The sequence below is a fragment of the Rhodothermales bacterium genome (assembly GCA_034439735.1).
Classification (GTDB): domain Bacteria; phylum Bacteroidota; class Rhodothermia; order Rhodothermales; family JAHQVL01; genus JAWKNW01.
Window position 1 is genome coordinate 1 of sequence record JAWXAX010000018.1, and the last position, 16,641, is coordinate 16,641.

General features: G+C 61.4%; 10 protein-coding genes. 6 read left to right on the forward strand and 4 right to left on the reverse strand.

Annotated elements, in window-relative coordinates; all coding sequences use genetic code 11:
- The first annotated feature begins 2 nt into the window (after positions 1-2).
- The 5 genes from SH809_00730 (at position 3) to SH809_00750 (ending at position 5,810) form a co-directional block, all read left to right on the forward strand.
- Positions 3-2,078, forward strand: coding sequence for an oligopeptide transporter, OPT family (locus SH809_00730; protein MDZ4698201.1), 2,076 nt, complete (start codon positions 3-5; stop codon positions 2,076-2,078).
- Between the two features lie 57 nt (positions 2,079-2,135).
- Complete coding sequence (locus tag SH809_00735; protein MDZ4698202.1) at positions 2,136-2,273, forward strand: hypothetical protein; 138 nt, start codon at positions 2,136-2,138, stop codon at positions 2,271-2,273.
- 261 nt (positions 2,274-2,534) lie between these two features.
- A complete protein-coding gene (locus SH809_00740) occupies positions 2,535-3,485 on the forward strand; it encodes a hypothetical protein (protein MDZ4698203.1) in 951 nt (316 codons plus the stop codon).
- Positions 3,486-3,530: 45 nt separating this feature from the next.
- Positions 3,531-4,034, forward strand: a complete 504-nt coding sequence (locus SH809_00745; protein MDZ4698204.1) for a metallophosphoesterase family protein — start codon at positions 3,531-3,533, stop codon at positions 4,032-4,034.
- A 48-nt stretch (positions 4,035-4,082) separates the two neighbouring features.
- A complete protein-coding gene (locus tag SH809_00750; GenBank protein ID MDZ4698205.1) occupies positions 4,083-5,810 on the forward strand; it encodes a SpoIIE family protein phosphatase in 1,728 nt (575 codons plus the stop codon).
- An 18-nt stretch (positions 5,811-5,828) separates the two neighbouring features.
- On the opposite strand, the gene SH809_00755 is transcribed toward SH809_00750, so the two are convergent.
- Positions 5,829-7,091, reverse strand: coding sequence for a putative sugar nucleotidyl transferase (locus tag SH809_00755; protein ID MDZ4698206.1), 1,263 nt, complete (start codon positions 7,089-7,091; stop codon positions 5,829-5,831).
- Between the two features lie 295 nt (positions 7,092-7,386).
- On the opposite strand from SH809_00755, the gene fsa reads away from it, so the two are divergent.
- Positions 7,387-8,052 (forward strand): fructose-6-phosphate aldolase, encoded by a 666-nt coding sequence (fsa, locus tag SH809_00760; protein ID MDZ4698207.1) that lies wholly within the window; start codon positions 7,387-7,389, stop codon positions 8,050-8,052.
- A 139-nt stretch (positions 8,053-8,191) separates the two neighbouring features.
- Here fsa and SH809_00765 read toward each other — a convergent pair whose 3' ends face one another.
- From SH809_00765 to SH809_00775, 3 genes are all read right to left on the reverse strand, one after another.
- Positions 8,192-9,280, reverse strand: coding sequence for a PorV/PorQ family protein (locus tag SH809_00765; GenBank protein ID MDZ4698208.1), 1,089 nt, complete (start codon positions 9,278-9,280; stop codon positions 8,192-8,194).
- Between the two features lie 87 nt (positions 9,281-9,367).
- Positions 9,368-12,868: a T9SS type A sorting domain-containing protein gene (locus tag SH809_00770; protein MDZ4698209.1), complete on the reverse strand. Its 3,501-nt coding sequence runs from the start codon at positions 12,866-12,868 to the stop codon at positions 9,368-9,370.
- Positions 12,869-12,923: 55 nt separating this feature from the next.
- Positions 12,924-16,313: a TonB-dependent receptor gene (locus tag SH809_00775; protein MDZ4698210.1), complete on the reverse strand. Its 3,390-nt coding sequence runs from the start codon at positions 16,311-16,313 to the stop codon at positions 12,924-12,926.
- Positions 16,314-16,641 lie beyond the last annotated feature (328 nt).

Consider the following 16,641-nt stretch of genomic DNA (forward strand, 5'->3'; position numbering starts at 1 on the left):
ATATGTCTTCATCCTCAGCCGACACCGACCCCATCGTGCCGTACGTGCCGGCGTCGCAGTCGTTGCCCGAGATCACGATCAAGGCCGTTGTACTCGGATTTTTGCTTTCGGCTATTCTGGCGGGGGCCAACGCGTATCTGGGGTTAAAAGTGGGGCTCACGGTGTCGGCCTCGATTCCCGCGGCCGTGATCTCGATGGCTGTCTTGCGGATGTTCAAGAAGTCGAACATCCTGGAGAACAATATTGTGCAGACAGCCGCCTCGGCCGGCGAGGCGCTGGCGGCCGGCGTGATCTTCACCCTGCCGGCGCTGGTGATGCTGGGATTCTGGCAGGGGTTCAACTACATCGAGACCACCGCCATCGCCATGGTGGGTGGCATTCTGGGCGTGTTGTTCACCATTCCGCTGCGACGGGCGCTGATCATCGAGGCGAGGCTGAAGTTTCCCGAAGGCGTGGCGACGGGGGAAGTGCTGAAGGCCGGCGCGGAAGGGGGCAAGGGCGTGCGGTACATCGCGATGGCCGGGATCGGCGCGGCGATCTTCAAGGTGTGCCAGACCGGTTTTAAGCTGGCGGCGTCCTCGATCGACGGGGCCATCACCGCCGGCCGGTCGGTATTCGGTTTCGGGAGCGATTTATCGGTGGCCCTGATGGCCGTGGGATATATCATCGGGCTCAATATCGCAACGCTCGTGTTTGCCGGCGGGCTGATTTCCTGGCTCTTCGGTATCCCGATCTTTATGGCCCTGGCGTCTCCCGATACGGTACAAGGCATCGTCGGTAGTAGTGAGGGGTATGAGGCGGCGCTGGCGATCTGGAGCAAGCAGGTCCGGTACCTCGGCGTCGGCGCGATGGCGACGGGTGGCATCTATGCGCTTTTTTTGCTCGTCAAGCCCATCCGCGACGGGGTGCGGTCATCCCTCGAGGCCGTTCGCGCCTCGCGTAGTGGAAACGCCGTTCAGGTGATCCGCACCGAGCGCGATGCGCCGATCCATATCGTCATGATCGGTGCGCTGGTGCTGACCATCCCCCTGTTCATCGTCTTCACCAGCGTCGTACAGCACCAGGCATTGGACATCAGCAGCGGCCTGTTCTGGTCGACGGTTGCACTCGCCCTCGTATTCGCCTATGTCGCCGGCTTCCTGTTTTCGTCCGTCGCCGGCTACATGGCGGGCCTCGTGGGCTCCTCCAACAATCCGATCTCCGGCGTGACGATCGCCACCGTGTTATCCATCTCGCTGGTGTTATTCTGGATCCTCGGAACGGAAATCGACTTCTCGATCGACACCGCGCGGGCCACCCGGGCGGCCGCGACGGCCATCCTGGTGGGCGCGGTCGTCTGCTGCGCGGCGTCGATTGCCGGCGACAATATGCAGGACCTCAAGGCCGGCCAGCTCGTTGGCGCGACGCCGTACAAGCAGCAGATCATGCAGATGGTCGGGGTAGTGGCCGGCGCGCTCGTGATTGCCCCTGTCTTGAGCCTGCTGTTTCAGGCGTACGGTCTGGGGGATGTGTTTCCACGAGCCGGCATGGACGCCGGCGAGGCGCTCCAGGCGCCCCAGGCGACGCTGATGAGTTCGGTGGCGAACGGCGTGTTCACCCGCAACCTGCCCTGGACGATGATCGCCCTCGGGGTCCTGGTGGCCGTGGCCATCATCGGGATCGATCGGGTGCTCGAGGCGCGGGGTTCCTCGTTCCGGGCGCCGGTGCTGGCGGTGGCGGTGGGCATCTACCTGCCGCTGGAGCTGTCAACCGCCATCTTTATTGGTGGATTGGCGGCGTTCGCCGTGTCGCGTTTTTTCGAGGGCCGCAGGGCCGAACTGGGCGACAGGTATGACGGTGAAGTTGAAAAAGCCGCGCAGCGCGGTTTGCTGTTCGCCTCCGGCCTCATCACCGGCGAGGCGCTGGTCGGCATCCTCCTCGCCATCCCCTTTGCGATCGCCGAGAGCACGGACGTGTTGCGCATCCCCCTCGGCTTGAGCGAGGGAGCGTACGACGTCCTCACCCACACTCTGGGCCTCGGGGCGTTTGTGGCGTTTGTGTTCTGGCTGTACCGGGTGGCGATTCATCGCGAGCCATAAATCATTGTGGGCGACGTATTCACGGTGGGGCCGCAGACCTCCCTTCGGGCCGCCGACATGCTGCGAGCAAAGATGTACGTCCCGATCCACCACGGCACCTTCCCGCCCATCGACACGGCCGCCTGGGCGCGGTCGTTCGAGGAAAAAGGCCACCGCGCCCGGGTGCTGGCGCCTGGAGAAACGCATTCACTCTGACGGCGTCTAAACCCTGGCCCCAATGCACTGAACGCCCGAGTCCAGCCAGCCAGATCGTGACGAAGTAGCGATGGCTCTCGGCCGGACTGGCACAAGAATGTTTTTTTCATTTTCTTGGAAGCGGTTTCCCCCTCCGGTTCTCACTCCGCTTTCTCACTCCGCTTTCTCACTCCGCTTTCTCACTCCGCTGCCCGGACTTTTTTGCAGCCTCGCGCTGCCCTTGCGTTGCCAAGCCCGTCTGCACATCGCGCCTTAGGACTCTTGACGCTGCTCGTTGCAACGGGCGCCGGGGGGGTGTACGCCCAGCAGCCATTCCAGGCTTACGATCCCTTCTACCGGAGCGAGCAGACCCAGCGGGAGTTTTTTGGGGGATACGCCCTTTCGGGCGAAGTCTCGTACCGGGCCGCCGGCGTCATCCAGGACGACGGCCTCCAGTCACTCGAAGCCAACCCCCTGGGCCTGAGTTTTCGACTGGATTACCAGCTTGCTCCCCAGCTTGACATGAGCGGCATCATCGACGCCGCCGGCAACTCCACCCGCGGCGGTCTGGCCCTCAGCTGGGTGGTCTTCACCTACTACGAGCGCAACGAAGAAACCACCTTCGCTCTGCGCCTCGCTGTCGACCCCTCGTTCGACGGCCCGGTGGGATTCCCCCAGATGGACCTCGGCTGGCTCTCTTCGAGCAGCATTACGCCGACGACTACTTCTAATTTTGCCTTCGGCGTGCGCCGGATCCGCCTCGGCTACGAGCAGTGGGTGTTGGGCGACGAGCCGACGCCGGGCGTCGGGAGCGGCAGCTACGTGCTTCATAGCCTCGGGGCTGACGATCCGAATCGGAATGTGGATATCATTTACACCCGGGCCTTCGGATGGGAAGCCCGGTTGATGCTGGGGTACGACTTCGCGTTCGACCCGGCCGGCTCCAATGTCTTCTTCTCCCTCCTCGGCCAGGCCGGCAACTACGACCTCGTCGAAACCTCCTTCCTCGAGCTTTCCCCGAAGGCCTCTCAGAAATCGATCGGCGAGCAGGAAGTGACGATCGATTCGGACTATATCGGCGGCGCTGTCTGGTTGCGGAGTGGGCTCGAGTTCAACCGACCGGGTTATCAGATCCTACCCTTCATTGGCCTGCCCATCGTGCAATGGGCGCCCGAAAGCGCCAACTGGCCGCGGTCGCGCCGGCGCGTCGGCGTGCGCCTCATGCTTCGCTAATCGGATCCCGTCTGTAGTATCCATGCCCGTTAGCCCGCACCCTCCATGCTGATCGGCATCATCGCCGACACGCACGGCTATTTCCATCCTTCGATTCCGACCTATTTCACGGGCGTGGACCTGATTCTGCACGCCGGCGACGTCGGCACGCCGGACATCCTCGATCGCCTGGAAGAACTTGCCCCGACACGCACCGTCTGGGGCAACATCGACGGGCAGTCGATTCGCCGGCGCAGCGAGGAGCACTACAAAAAGACAGTGGGCGGGGTGCGCATCTGGATGACCCACATCGCCGGCCGGCCCGGCGCCTGGCAGCGGGGCATAGGCGCCCTGCTCCGCGACGACCCACCGGATTTGCTCATCTGCGGCCACAGCCACATCCTTCGCATCGAACGCGACAAATCGCTCCGGAATATGCTCTATATTAACCCCGGAGCCGCCGGCCAGCAGGGCTTCCATCTGGTCAAGACCTGTGTCCGCCTGACCCTCACCGATGGAAAAGCCACCCAGGCCGAGGTCATCCATCTCGACGAACCGCGCTCAGTCTGACACTGTCTGTCTGACGCGGTCGCGATCCACTGTTAGTTGTTGCTTTCGATGCAGGATACGCCGTCTCACGTCCAACGCGCCAAACGCTACGATCTTCGGGCGCTATTTGAAGCGAGCCGGCTGCTCAGTGGCTCGCTCGACCTCTCCTTCGTCCTCAACAACCTGCTACTCACGGCGATGAGCAAGCTGCTCGTCACCCGGGGCATCGGCCTCCTCGACGGCAAACAACCCGGCGTCTACCGGGCGGTCATCGTAAAAGGGCTGTGGGATATCCCCGTCGAGAGTACCATCGCCGTGGACATGGCGGCGATAAAACATATCCTGCGAGACGATGAGGTGCCGGAGACGCTCCGTAGACATCAGGTGGTGCTTCTCCTTCCGATCATCAGTTCCGACAAGCTGATTGGTCTCGTTGGACTCGGGAAAAAGGCCACCGGCGTCCCCTTCAGCGATGAAGAGCTCGAATTCATCCAATCGCTCGTCAACATGTCGGCCGCGGCCGTCAAGAACTCGTTGGTCGTCGAGGAGTTGCGACAGACGAACCGGACGCTCGACGGTAAGATCCAGCAGCTGAACACGCTGTTCGATCTCTCGCAACAGTTCAACGCCACGTTCGACCGTTCGCAACTGCTCAAGATGCTGACGTTCACGCTGATGGGGCAGATGCTGATCAACAAGTATCTGTTTATCATGCGCCGGCCCGGCGGAGCGCCCGATACACCGAATGGGCTCCATGTGATCGCCTCTCACAACGTCCCGGACTGCTTTTTTCCGGAGGCCACGATGGACGCACTGGACGCACTGCAGACCGATTGCCTGCTGAGTACAGAGACACCCGCCGAACTTGCGCCAATTTCTGCCTGCGGCATGACGCTCATCCTCCCCATCCGCCACCAGGATGAAACCAGCGCCGTGCTCTGCCTCGGGCCCAAGATGACCGGGAAGCCGTTTGTCGACGACGACCTGGAGCTCCTCTCCGCATTTGGCAACCTGGCCTATGTGAGCCTCCAGAACACCTACCTCGTCGAAGAGCAGATCGAGAAGGAACGGCTGGAGGAAGAACTTCGGCTGGCTCGCGACATCCAGTTGGGCTTGTTGCCCCAGGAAATCCCGGAGCTGGCTGGCATCGAAATCGCGGCCATGGCGTTCCCGAGCCGGCATGTGGGCGGCGACTACTACGATCTCGTTTCGCAATCCAATGGCAGCCTGCTTATGGCCATCGCCGACGTGACAGGCAAGGGGTTGCCGGCGTCGCTGCTGATGGCTAACCTCCAGGCCTGCCTGCACACGTTGACGCCGATGGAGCTAACACTTGAGGAAGTGGCAGGCCACATGAACCGCGTCATCTGCCAGAATACGGCCTTCGACAAGTTTATCACGGCGTTTCTGGCCGTCTACACGCCGGGAGAGCGACGCGTGGACTATGTCAACGCCGGCCACAATCCCCCTATGCTCCTGCGCGCCTCCGGCGACGTTGAACTGCTTGAAAAAGGCGGTCTCTTGCTGGGCGTCATCAAGGGCATCCCGTATGAGCGTGGGACGCTATTTCTCGGTTCTGGCGACGTGCTCGCCCTCTTCACCGACGGCGTCACGGAAGCGATGGGGCCCAACGAAGACGAATATGGCGAAGAACGGCTGATCCAATTGCTGCGCGATCTCCATCAGCAATCGGCCCAGGACATCCTCGACGCCGTGCGGTCGGACATCATTTCGTTCACGGGTAGCGCGACATTACTCAGCGACGATCTGACGATGATCGTCGTGAAAGGCAGTTGAGCGGCTCCCTGCCCGCCTTCACGCCTGAACGGAATGCGCGATGCGGCAAAGCGCCTGAAGACGCACTCGTTCGTCAGCCGTCATGTGGAGGTTACGGCGGGCCATCATCACCTCCGCCACCCGAAGCGCCTTATCGATCCGGTACGGCTCCAGCCCGGATAATGGGCCGCCCCACGAGAAGGACGGGACGTGACGCTCCAGGTAGCCGGCTCCGAAGAGATTACACGACACGCCGAAGACCGAGCCGGTGTTGACCATGGATTGGATCCCCAGCTTGGTGTGATCGCCCATGAAGACCCCTAGAAACTGCCGGCCGGAGGGTTCAAAAGCCTCCAGGTACGCGTTATACAGGGCCACTTCGCCGTAGTCGTTCCGAAGGTTGGAGACATTTGTCCCGGCCCCCAGGTTGCACCATTTCCCGATGTACGAGTGGCCAAGAAAGCCGGCGTGACCCTTGTTAGCGTGGGCGTGCATGATCACGTCGGACACCTCGCCGCCCACCTTGCACCCGGGCCCGATGCTGCTCCCCTCGACTTCCGCGCGGGCACGGACGGTGGCGCGTTTGCCGATATAGACTGGCCCGCGAACGATGGCCCCTTCGAGGACGGACGACTCATCGTCGAGCACGATGGGGCCGTGCGTCGCATTCAGGATGGCGCCGTGGCTGATGTGCACTCCGACACCGATGAAGATGCGTTCTCGCGCGGCCAGGATGGCGCCTGTGCCCAACTCGAGCCCTGTGGCATCCCAGCGCGCCGGCTGGCGTTCGCACGTGCGTGCGTCGCGCACCAAAGCGGGTCGCACCTCGTCGATCAGGTGCCAGAGCCGGCTTATCAGCCGCGCGCCGGCGACCGGCTGGCGCTGGAGGTCGGCGAAGGCATCCAGCTCCAGCGAGGGACGCTGTAGAAGATCGGGATGCGGACGATGCACGCGGGCGGCGATCACGTCGTCGCCCTGGACCAGCACCTGTTCGGTCGCTGAGGGCTCAAAAAGGGCGGCGATCAGGTGGGCGACGGGGCCGGCTTCGGCCAGGTAGCGTCCGTTTACGAATACCACCGGTGCTTCGACCGGGAGCCGGTTCACCGACAGCCCTGTTGCGGTCGCCACGATCGATGCAACGTCTGGCCGCGAGTGAAGTACTACGGGAAACGAATTAAGCAGTAAGCGCGTCGCATCCAGCAGTGTGAACATCCCCGGGCGCAATTGATACACCGCGCGCATATCGATGAGAGGGCGCAGGTGGTGCACCCGGGCGTCTTCGAACAGGCAGAGATGCGTCATAGTATGGCTGTTTTTAGGACCGCGTCGTCTGACAGTCTTGACCGGGGCTTTCCGCTGCCCGGAAGTGCTTGCTGATTAAGACGAACCGCCGTAGCGCCGATATTCAGACACGAGTGTGGCGCCCGGCCTTGCCGGCGACGGATGGCAAAAGCTTCCCGGATCGAGCCGGCGCCCGAGTTTCCGGCTGGTGCACGCGCTTGAGGCGAGAATCAGGCCAGCTGTGTGCGTTTCCGGTTTGTAACGACGTCCTTATAGCGTTTCATCGTCCTCATTAACGACACTTTCGAAACCGATCATGAAGTTCTTTATCGACACCGCCGATCTCGCCGAGATCAAAGAAGCCAATGACATGGGCGTGCTGGACGGGGTTACGACCAATCCGTCCCTCATGAAGAAAGCCGGCAATGTCAACTTCCACGAACACATCTACCGGATCTGCGAGATTGTCGATGGCGACGTTTCCGCCGAGGTGACGGCGACGGATTATGCCGGCATTATCGCCGAAGGGCGGACACTGGCGAAAATCCACAAGAACGTCGTCGTCAAGGTGCCGCTCATCCTCGATGGCATCAAGGCCATCAAGACGTTTACGAGCGAGGGCATCCGGACGAACTGCACGTTGTGTTTCTCGCCGACGCAGGCCCTCATTGCCGCCAAGGCCGGTGCCACGTACATCAGCCCATTTGTGGGCCGGTTGGACGACATCTCGCAGAACGGGATGGACCTGATCCGTCAAATCGTAACGATCTACAAGAACTACAACCTCGCGACGCAGGTCCTGGCGGCTTCGATCCGCCACCCGATGCACGTCGTGGAATGTGCGATGGCCGGCGCGCATGTGGGCACGATGCCACTGGGCGTGATCAAGTCCCTCCTGCACCACCCGCTGACAGACAACGGCCTCGCGAAGTTCCTCTCGGACTGGGAAGCGTTCCAGGCCAAGCAGGGCGTCAAGGGCTGATACCCCGTCGCTACTGAAATAAAAAAGCCCGGTACGCGGATGCGCGCCGGGCTTTTTTCTTGGGGTAGCGACTGCCCCAAAACACGTCATCCCCCGGTCAAAGCCGGGGGATGACGTAGCTGCTACCGTTTCGTATCGATTACAGCGAGAACGAAGCCGTGATGTACTGGACGTCCGAGAAGAAGTCGGTCGGCTGGTACGCGTAGTCGAGCGCGATCCGGGTGCCGCCCACATTCAGGTTCAGACCGCCGCCGAAGGCCGCGCCCTGATAGAACGTCAGATCCATGTCTTCCGCGAACTGGTAGCCGCCACGAATATAGAGAATATTCTGGAAGCCGAGTTCGATGCCGCCCGAGTACAGATCCTGGTCGAACGAGTTCGATCGGAAGTTCGTCAGGAAGCTGACATAGTTGGAGCCGGCGATCGGTACGGTATACGCAAGACCCACGTTGAGCAGCGTCGGCATCTGGACGCCTTCGCTCTCGAGGGCCAGGGTATTGTTGTTGGCCGACGGGTCCTGGCCGGGCACCTTCACGCTGCGCGAGAGGCCCGTACCGGTGAAGGTCAACTCGTTACCGATGTTCTTCAGGCTGACGCCCAGGCGAAGGCCGATCTCACTCAGGTTGTAGGTCATACCCGCGTCGAACGCGACCGCCGAAGCGCTCACGTCGTCGATGGACTCGTTGACCAGCTTCATCGTAGCACCGGCCGCGATGCGGTCGGTGATCTGACGCGAGTAGGAGAGGCCTGCCGTCAGGTACGACACGTTAAACGTCACGTCCGTGATCTCCGGGGAATCCTCCGTGGTTTCGGGGATATCGCCAAAGTCCCAGGCCGCGATCGTGAACGCGATGTTGTTGAAGTCACCAAAGTTCTGCGCGATACCAAAGTAGTTCACGCCGATGTCGGCAACGTACTCCACGCGGCTGAAGAGGCCGGCGGTGCCGGTGTTCAACGCGAGGCCGGCCGGGTTGGCATACAGCGCCTCAATCCCGTTCATGTCCGCCAGACCGCTGGTGGACGTGCCGCCGAGGGCCGTGTAGCGTGCCGTAAGCGGCACCAGCAGTTCGGTGGCGCCGGACGTACCGGCACGGGAGCCGGACGACCCGGTGGTGCCACCGCCGCTACCTACGTCCTGCGCACGCGCTTCCGGAGCGCTAAGGAGCAGCAGGCCGAGCGCCAGCAAGCCGATCCCCAACGACAATGTTTTGTGCATCAATGCTTTCATATCTAAAACCCTGTTGTCTTCAAGATATCGAGGAAGAATCGGGGATACGGGGGGCTTTCGCCCCCCATATCACCACGGGATTCGGTGCTAGAACACGTTCAGCTGGACGCGTTTCTTGACGACGGCGAACTTAATCGTCTGACTGCCCACGTTAGGCACCTCGACTTGCACGAGGTACATACCGCTGGCGATCGGAAGACCCGCTTCCGTCGTAAGGTCCCAGGTGAGGTAGCGTTCCGGGCTGTTTTTCCTCAACGTCCTGATCAGCGTGCCGTGCAAGGTGAAGATGCGGATCGTCGCTTCCGTCGGAAGGTTCGTGATTCGGACTTCATCGATCAGCTGGCTGCGTTCGTAGATCGAGGCGCCCTTGTAGGGGTTCGGAGTGATGCCGATCGTTTCGAGGTCCTCTTCCTTCTGCGTCTGCGATGCCGCCACTACTTCGAAGCCGGCCGTGCTAACCGTAAAGAGGTCGCCTGGCTGGCTCGGTTTGAAGGTGTAGATACGGAACGTCGTGCCATTCTCGGGTCGAGGGGCGTTCACCGTCGGCAACACGCCACCGTTGAAGTTAACGAGCACCGTGCGGGCGAGAATTTCGCCACCGGTACCTGCGGTGCCGAAGAAGAAGTCCAGATAACCCTGAGAACCCGGGGTAACACCGCCGTCTTCCGGCAAGTACCAGTAGACCCAGTCCGTGAACGGATCGTTGTCGCCGCCTGAGATCGGATGATCGCCGCCAAGGTCATAGGTCAGCGAATCCGTACCTGCGCCGCATGCTTCTTCGCACATCCCCGGAATGAGGCGTACGTCGTCTGTTGCATCCCCGCACGTGCCAATGCCGACACGCCAGAGCTCGAAGGGCACCTCCACGATCGCACCGTCATCAAAAGCGCGCCAGGCGAGGCAGTCCGTCTCCGCGATGACGCCATCGATAGCGTCGGCGCATGCCTGCGTGAAGCGCATCTCAAAGTCGAAGAACGAGATGCGATCGAGGTTGTCATTACGTACGGCGCGTCCGAGGAACGTGCTTTCCGTAATCGGGCCGAAGTTGATGCTCGCGGCGCCGCCGGCATGGAAGCCCCAGTTGGCTCCGCTCACCTGCTGCACACCCGTGTTCGGGCGATCGGGAAACGGATAGGCGCCATCGGGCGTGATACCCCCATCCACCAGCGTCGGGAAGCCCGAGCCGTTGAAGGCGAACGCGCCCATGTCCGGCGGATCGACCGGGCCGGCGGAGTTATTCACGACGCCGAAGGCCTTGATGCCCAACTCTGGACCCACGACACTGAACTGCAGGCCGTCGATCACGATAACCTTCTCCCGCTGCGGAGCGGGCTCACTAGTGGAAGAACCGTCAAAAATGACGGTACCGTTCCGTTTGATGTCGTATGTCGTGGCCGTAGCGGCGTTCTTGTTGGCTACCGGCGGCGTCGCAGGAGCCGGATCGATAACGTCATCCTGTTCAGCAAGGCGACCGTCAACCTTGTCCGGGAAATCGAACGAGTAGAATTCGACCGTGTAGGTCGCATTCTGAACCCGGCCAGGATTCACGACATCAACCCAAACGCGGCCTTCGCCGACGCCGGCACGGTCAGCCAATATATCTGGTGCGGCCTGATTCGCGGCGGCTTCGATCGCTGTTTCCGAGATCGTGTCCTCGCCACGGGCGGGGATGATGGAGAACCGAGCGATCGGGCTCGGGAAGATCTTCGGCAAGGAGGCCTCATTGTATGAGTAAGCCTGCACGCCGAAGTGGTAGGTCGTATAGTTCGTCAGGTTCTGGATCCGGTGGAAGTTCTGAACTCCAACGTCCGTACCACTGGCGACGACTTCCGTCGGCTCACCGGGCACACCGTCGATCACACGTGTGACTCCATTAGCCACGTCGTACGTCGCAATGACCTGACCGATCTGGTCCGCTACGTCCGCGAACTGGTAGATCTTATACCCTTCGAAGAAGTAGGTTTTATCTTCGATGGGCGCATCCGGATCTACGACGGCGAGCGGGTCAAATTCGGAGTATGAATCCAGGTAGTTGTTCGAGTTGGGCGGATTGGTCCACTCGAGGACCACTTCCCCGTCCAGCGGGGTCACCGTGACCACCGGCGGGTTGGGCGGCTGTGCGAGGTTGAAGTTCACATCGAACGCCGACTGCGCGGCCGCGTCCACCTGGCGGAGCTTGGAGACGGAGTCCCAGTTGTCTGCCCCAATGGCGAACACGACACCGAAGATGATCTCCTGCTGGTCGCCCGGGTTGATCGTGAACGGACCCGTGGCCATCGCGAAGCGACGGTCACCGGGGCTGATCGGAGCCACGGAGCCAGTAAACGGATCCGGGTTGCGTTCCGTCCACCCCGTGTTGGCTGCCGGATCGCCGGAGTACATGAACCGGGTCGGGCTGGTAGAGCCACCGCCGGCCTCATCACGTCCGTTGCCACCGAAGGTGAACTGACGACCGTCACGCCAACGGCCATCCATGTAGTTGTAGAAGTCTTCCGCCGTAGCCGGGTCGCCCGTGACACCACCGCCGTTGTTGTAGAAGGCGTAGGTGGTCATCCCCAGGTTTTTGAAGTCCGGGATTTTGCGACCACTCACCTGAGCCGTATCACCCACCGAGGGGATGATGGGGCCCTGGAAGAAGTCGTAGCCGGCGGCCGGCGGCGGCGTGCCGTAGCCTTCGCCGCTGATGTCTTCATTGTCCGCGTTGTAGACGTAACCCAGGCCGAGCGTCGAGTCCGAGCCCACGTAGTCATCGGCGAAGTCGCCAAGGTCTGGGTCGGAAACGATACCCAGGTAGGCACGCTCCAGCGGTTGCGAACCTTTGTAGAAGATGTTGTACTTGTAGAAGGTCATGTCGCCGATAGCGCCCGCCTGGTTAAAGGCGAATGCCATACCATGCACTTCGACGCCGATCGGGGCGGACTGGCTGCGTTCGTGCGTGTTGCCGCGGTCGTTCATAACCCACCAGATCGACTGATCGCCCAGGATGGCCGGGCGTTCGCCGCCGGCGAGGTCGATCACGCGATTGACGCGGGAAGCGAGCGGCGCGGCGATGTCGAACTTGATCTGCTCGCCGTCTTCGTCGATTTCGCCGTCTTCGTCGTCGTCGATGCCGTTACCCACGGGGGCGATGGTCGGGGCGCCAAGACCGGTCGGCCAACCGAGCATCGCCGGCGTGGTGGCGCCAGTTGCTTCGTAGTTGTCGATATCGGACTTGTTGACCTTGAATACCCGGTCAAACACACCGCAATCGGCGGGCGGGTTGCCGTTTTCGTCAAGCGGGCCGGCCCAGAATTCCCACGGGCCGTACGTGGAAGCAGCCGTACGCGGGGACGTTTCGTTCCCGACGAAGCCGCCGATCCAGACACCCGACATGAAGATCGCGTTCGAGCCCGATCCTTTTGGTACTTCATAGACGTGGGGTTCCCCACGGTAGAACAGCGAGCCATTGTTGAGGATGCGCGCTCGAACGTTGTTCACGTCGAGGAAGGCCTCCCCAAGCGCTTGCTCGCAGTTCTGTGCCCGTGCCGTAGTGGCGCTCATACCGAGCGCCACTACGAACACGAACATCATTTTAAAGAGAGATTTCATGATGTTTCGCGTCAAGATTGTGTCCTACGATAGCGAAAAAACGCAACGTCAGGGATCAGAAGTTGAGCCGCAGACCGAGGCGCGTCAGGCGGGGCAGACCCACCCAGTTCAGCTGGCGGTTGCTGTGTTCATACAGCGTTTGTCCAACCGGCTGCGAACCAGCCAGCCACTGCGAACCCGCGTCCGTGGCCAGGAAGCCGTCGTTATCCGGAATGCCCGTATAACGCCACACGAGGTTCACATTGCGCTGATCGAAGATGTTCTGCACCCACAGGAAAGCGCTCAGGTTCGCATTGCCGATCTGGAAGGCGCGGTCGATGCGAACATCGAGGCGGCTGCTCCACGGCATGCGAGCGCTGTTGATGGCGCCCTTCGGGTTTGTGGCGCGAGCGGCGCCGGCGCGGTTGAAGGGCTCGATAACCGGCGTGTACGGGAAGCCGCTACCGACGGTCGCCAGTACGTTGACACCGAAGTTCTCGAGCACATGCACACCACCGATCGACGGGCCCTGGCCTTTGCCGAGGCGGTAGTCGACCGATACGTTCACCTTGTGACGCTGGTCGAAGTCCAGCGGGCTGATGAAGTTTGGCGGGGTTTCGTCCACCCATGTGATCGTGCTGGTGGTGTTGTTACTGGAACCCGTGCCATCGGCGAAGGCGAGCGTATAGTTGATGCGAGCCGATGTGTTGCCCGTCCGGCGGAGGTCGAAGTCGAATTCGACACCCTTCACCGTACCGAAGTCTACGTTTTCGTAGCTCGTGTACACGCTCGGCGAGGCGCCACGGATCTCCCGCTGCTGGATCAGGTTCTCGATCTGATGGAAGAAGCCCGAGATCGTGAAGGCCGACCGTTCGCCAAGACGCTGACGGAAGCCGAGTTCGTACTTCGTCGTCTTTTCAGGCTGCAGACCGGTGTTGTCGATACCGCCGGTCCCGGCGAGCGCGTCGAGCGTCGCCAGCGTGTTGGAGGACGGGCGCTGCGACACGACACCGTAGCTGGCGAAGAACAGCGCCTGGTCGGTGATCGGGAAGCTGACGCCGATACGCGGCATGAGGGTGAAGACCGGATCGTAGTCCTTGAACATGTCCTCCGAAATCTGCGCACCCGTCGAGCGAACGTTGCCATTCAGGAGGATGTCGCCGGCGTTGATACCCTGGCCCTGTGCGTCGAAGAAGTTGCCTTCCAGGTCGCGATAGCCAATGACGTCGTCACCGCTATAGAACACCGAGTAGTCGCTTCCGATCGTGCCAGGGAGCGTCGCGCCGGCGCCACAACTCACGCCATTCACCGTGGCACCCAGATCGCCAGCGCGGCAGATCGGACGACGGGAGAAGCGGTCCTTAAGGACGCGGGTATTGTTATCGAACACGTCGGCACGAACGCCCAGGTTCAACACGATATCGTTGAACTCGATCTTGTCCTGGATGTAGCCACCGTAGTAGATCGGCTCGTAAGGCGCGATGTTGTACGATGACAGGGGCTTGTTGACGTCCTGGTCGAGGAAGGCCCCGAAGTTTTCGGAGTCGATTTCATTCTGCCCGCGGAGGTCGTACCCAAAGCCGCCAGCAATGTCATCCAGTACGAAGAAGGGAATTTCATCGTAGCTGGAATAGCCCTGGGGATTCAGGTTCGGATCGCCAGCAACCTGCTCCGCATTGCCGTCATTGACGTAGCGGGCGAGCGTGCGGGCCGTGATGCCCCAGGCGCGGTTGGTCCGTTTTTCGAACTCACCACCGAACTCGATCTGGTGCAGACCGACCTGGGTGGTCGCGGAAGCCGTGAAGCGAATCTGCTCGTTGCGGGATTTCGAGTAGCCGTTGAAGCGGCCCCCGACCGGCGAAACGAGTGCGCTTACCGTACGACCCGAGATGTTTGCGCCGTCGTTGAAGGCGTTGCTATACCGCGGGACCTGGACCGTGAACTCGGTGTCGTCGGACGGATCGTCCGGCGTACCGTGCTGATCGATGCGGGTCTCTGCCACGAACGATGGATTCTTGTAGCCGGCGAGGGTGGAGTAGATCGGGTTGTCGATGTTGCCGTACTCGAGCAAGTCGGCGAAGTCGTTGCCGATGCGCGGGTCGTAGTTCTCGACATGACGGTCGCTGTAGTCCGCCTGCAACTGGAAGAACGTCTTGTCCCCGATGTACTGCGTCCAGGAACCGAAGACCTGATAGTCCGAACGATCCGTCCGCTGCGCCATTTCCGGCGCGAACAGGGCGTCAAGTTCCCGGTTGATCCCATCGAACTGGCCGACATTGACGCGACCGCCCACACGGAGGCGAGCGTTCTCGAGGATATTCCAGGTCAGGTTACCGGTACCCGAAAGATTCTGGGCGGAAGCACCAATTTTATCCTTCTCGAGATCGAAGTCGGCGGCGGTCAGTTGTTCGGCGCGCTCGACCGGCGTAAAGCTGATCGTCGAGCCTTCGACACCGGCAGGGACGGCAATCGTGGTCCCATCGCTGAAAGAGAGCGAGCCGTTGGAGACCAACGGCGCGCCGGCATCGTCAACCAGCAGCGTGGCGCCACTCGTCAGGGACGCCGGGATCGGCATCACGACGGCGCTGCCACTGGCATCGCGGCCACGGAACCCCTGCGGGGCGCCCTGCAGATTTTGAAGCGTCGCTTCGTTCAACCGCAATGCCCCGAAATAGCGCGGGTCGCTGTCGGCTTCGTCCGAATACTCACCGGAGAGGAAGAAGCTGAGCTTGTTCTTGATCAGCGGGCCGCCAACGGTGCCGGATACCAGGTTGTAGCCGAAGGCATCGAGCGACTGCGAGGTGATCGCCTCCAGCGAGCCGAACAACTGGTTGGAGCCCGACTTCGTGGTGATGTTGATAACGCCGGACATCACGTCGCCGTAGCGCGCGTTGATGTTACCGATCAACATCTCCTGCTGCTGGATGGCCGACTGGGGAAGCCCCGTCGAGCCCTGGACCTTCACGCCGTCGATGTAGAAGGTGACCTCACCGCTACGACCGCCGCGGATGAACAGCTCGTCCGAACCGTCTTTCGCGACGACGCCGGCCTGGATCTTGGCCAGTTCCTCGGGGCCACGAACCGGCAGCTGCTGGATTTCGTCGGCCGAAACGATCTTCGGCACACCCACCGCGTCCTTCTGAATCAGCGGACGCTCGTACTCAACGACGATTTCGTCGAGCTCGACGCCCGGCGCCATCTCGAAGTTGAGTTCGCGCGTATAGCCGGCGTTGACGTCCACACCCTGCACGGTCTGCGTGGGGTAGCCGACGAACGAGACCTGGATGTCGTACGTGCCGACCGGCACACCGACGATGGTATAATATCCGTCGACGTCTGTCGCCACACCGAGGTTAATATCCAGGATGACGACACTGGCGCCCGGCAACCCTTCGCCCGACCCGGTATCCAGTACCCGGCCGGTCAGCTTACCCGTGGTCTGTGCAAACGCGAGCACAGGCACCATAAGCATGAAGAGAAGAAGAAGCGCACACTTTTTTCGTAGCATGTTCTCCACCATATGTTTTACTGTGGTTCAAGGATGTTCTGTGTCCCCATAGCGTGTCGCGCCGATCTGCATTGCACCGAGATGGACCCGATACGAATACAAAAAGACATAAACTTCGAATAAGCCGATACGAATCGACTCGTTCGTTCGTTTATGTACTTTAGACAAGGTGTGTGACCCCATCAGAGGGCAGCGACGTTGGCTCCAAGACAAAGGCGCGGTGACCCGCGCGGCATGTGTTTTCCGATTACTCTAAACGCGTGGCAACCTCCCGATGCTGCCTGAC

What these genes read in the sequence shown, in the direction of transcription:
- SH809_00730 (MDZ4698201.1), top strand. Translation starts at nt 3, where the DNA reads ATGTCTTCATCCTCAGCCGACACCGACCCCATCGTGCCGTACGTGCCG.
- SH809_00735 (MDZ4698202.1), top strand. Translation starts at nt 2,136, where the DNA reads ATGCTGCGAGCAAAGATGTACGTCCCGATCCACCACGGCACCTTCCCG.
- SH809_00745 (MDZ4698204.1), top strand. Translation starts at nt 3,531, where the DNA reads ATGCTGATCGGCATCATCGCCGACACGCACGGCTATTTCCATCCTTCG.
- SH809_00750 (MDZ4698205.1), top strand. Translation starts at nt 4,083, where the DNA reads ATGCAGGATACGCCGTCTCACGTCCAACGCGCCAAACGCTACGATCTT.
- SH809_00755 (MDZ4698206.1), bottom strand. Translation starts at nt 7,091, where the DNA reads ATGACGCATCTCTGCCTGTTCGAAGACGCCCGGGTGCACCACCTGCGC.
- fsa (MDZ4698207.1), top strand. Translation starts at nt 7,387, where the DNA reads ATGAAGTTCTTTATCGACACCGCCGATCTCGCCGAGATCAAAGAAGCC.
- SH809_00765 (MDZ4698208.1), bottom strand. Translation starts at nt 9,280, where the DNA reads ATGAAAGCATTGATGCACAAAACATTGTCGTTGGGGATCGGCTTGCTG.
- SH809_00770 (MDZ4698209.1), bottom strand. Translation starts at nt 12,868, where the DNA reads ATGAAATCTCTCTTTAAAATGATGTTCGTGTTCGTAGTGGCGCTCGGT.
- SH809_00775 (MDZ4698210.1), bottom strand. Translation starts at nt 16,313, where the DNA reads ATGGTGCCTGTGCTCGCGTTTGCACAGACCACGGGTAAGCTGACCGGC.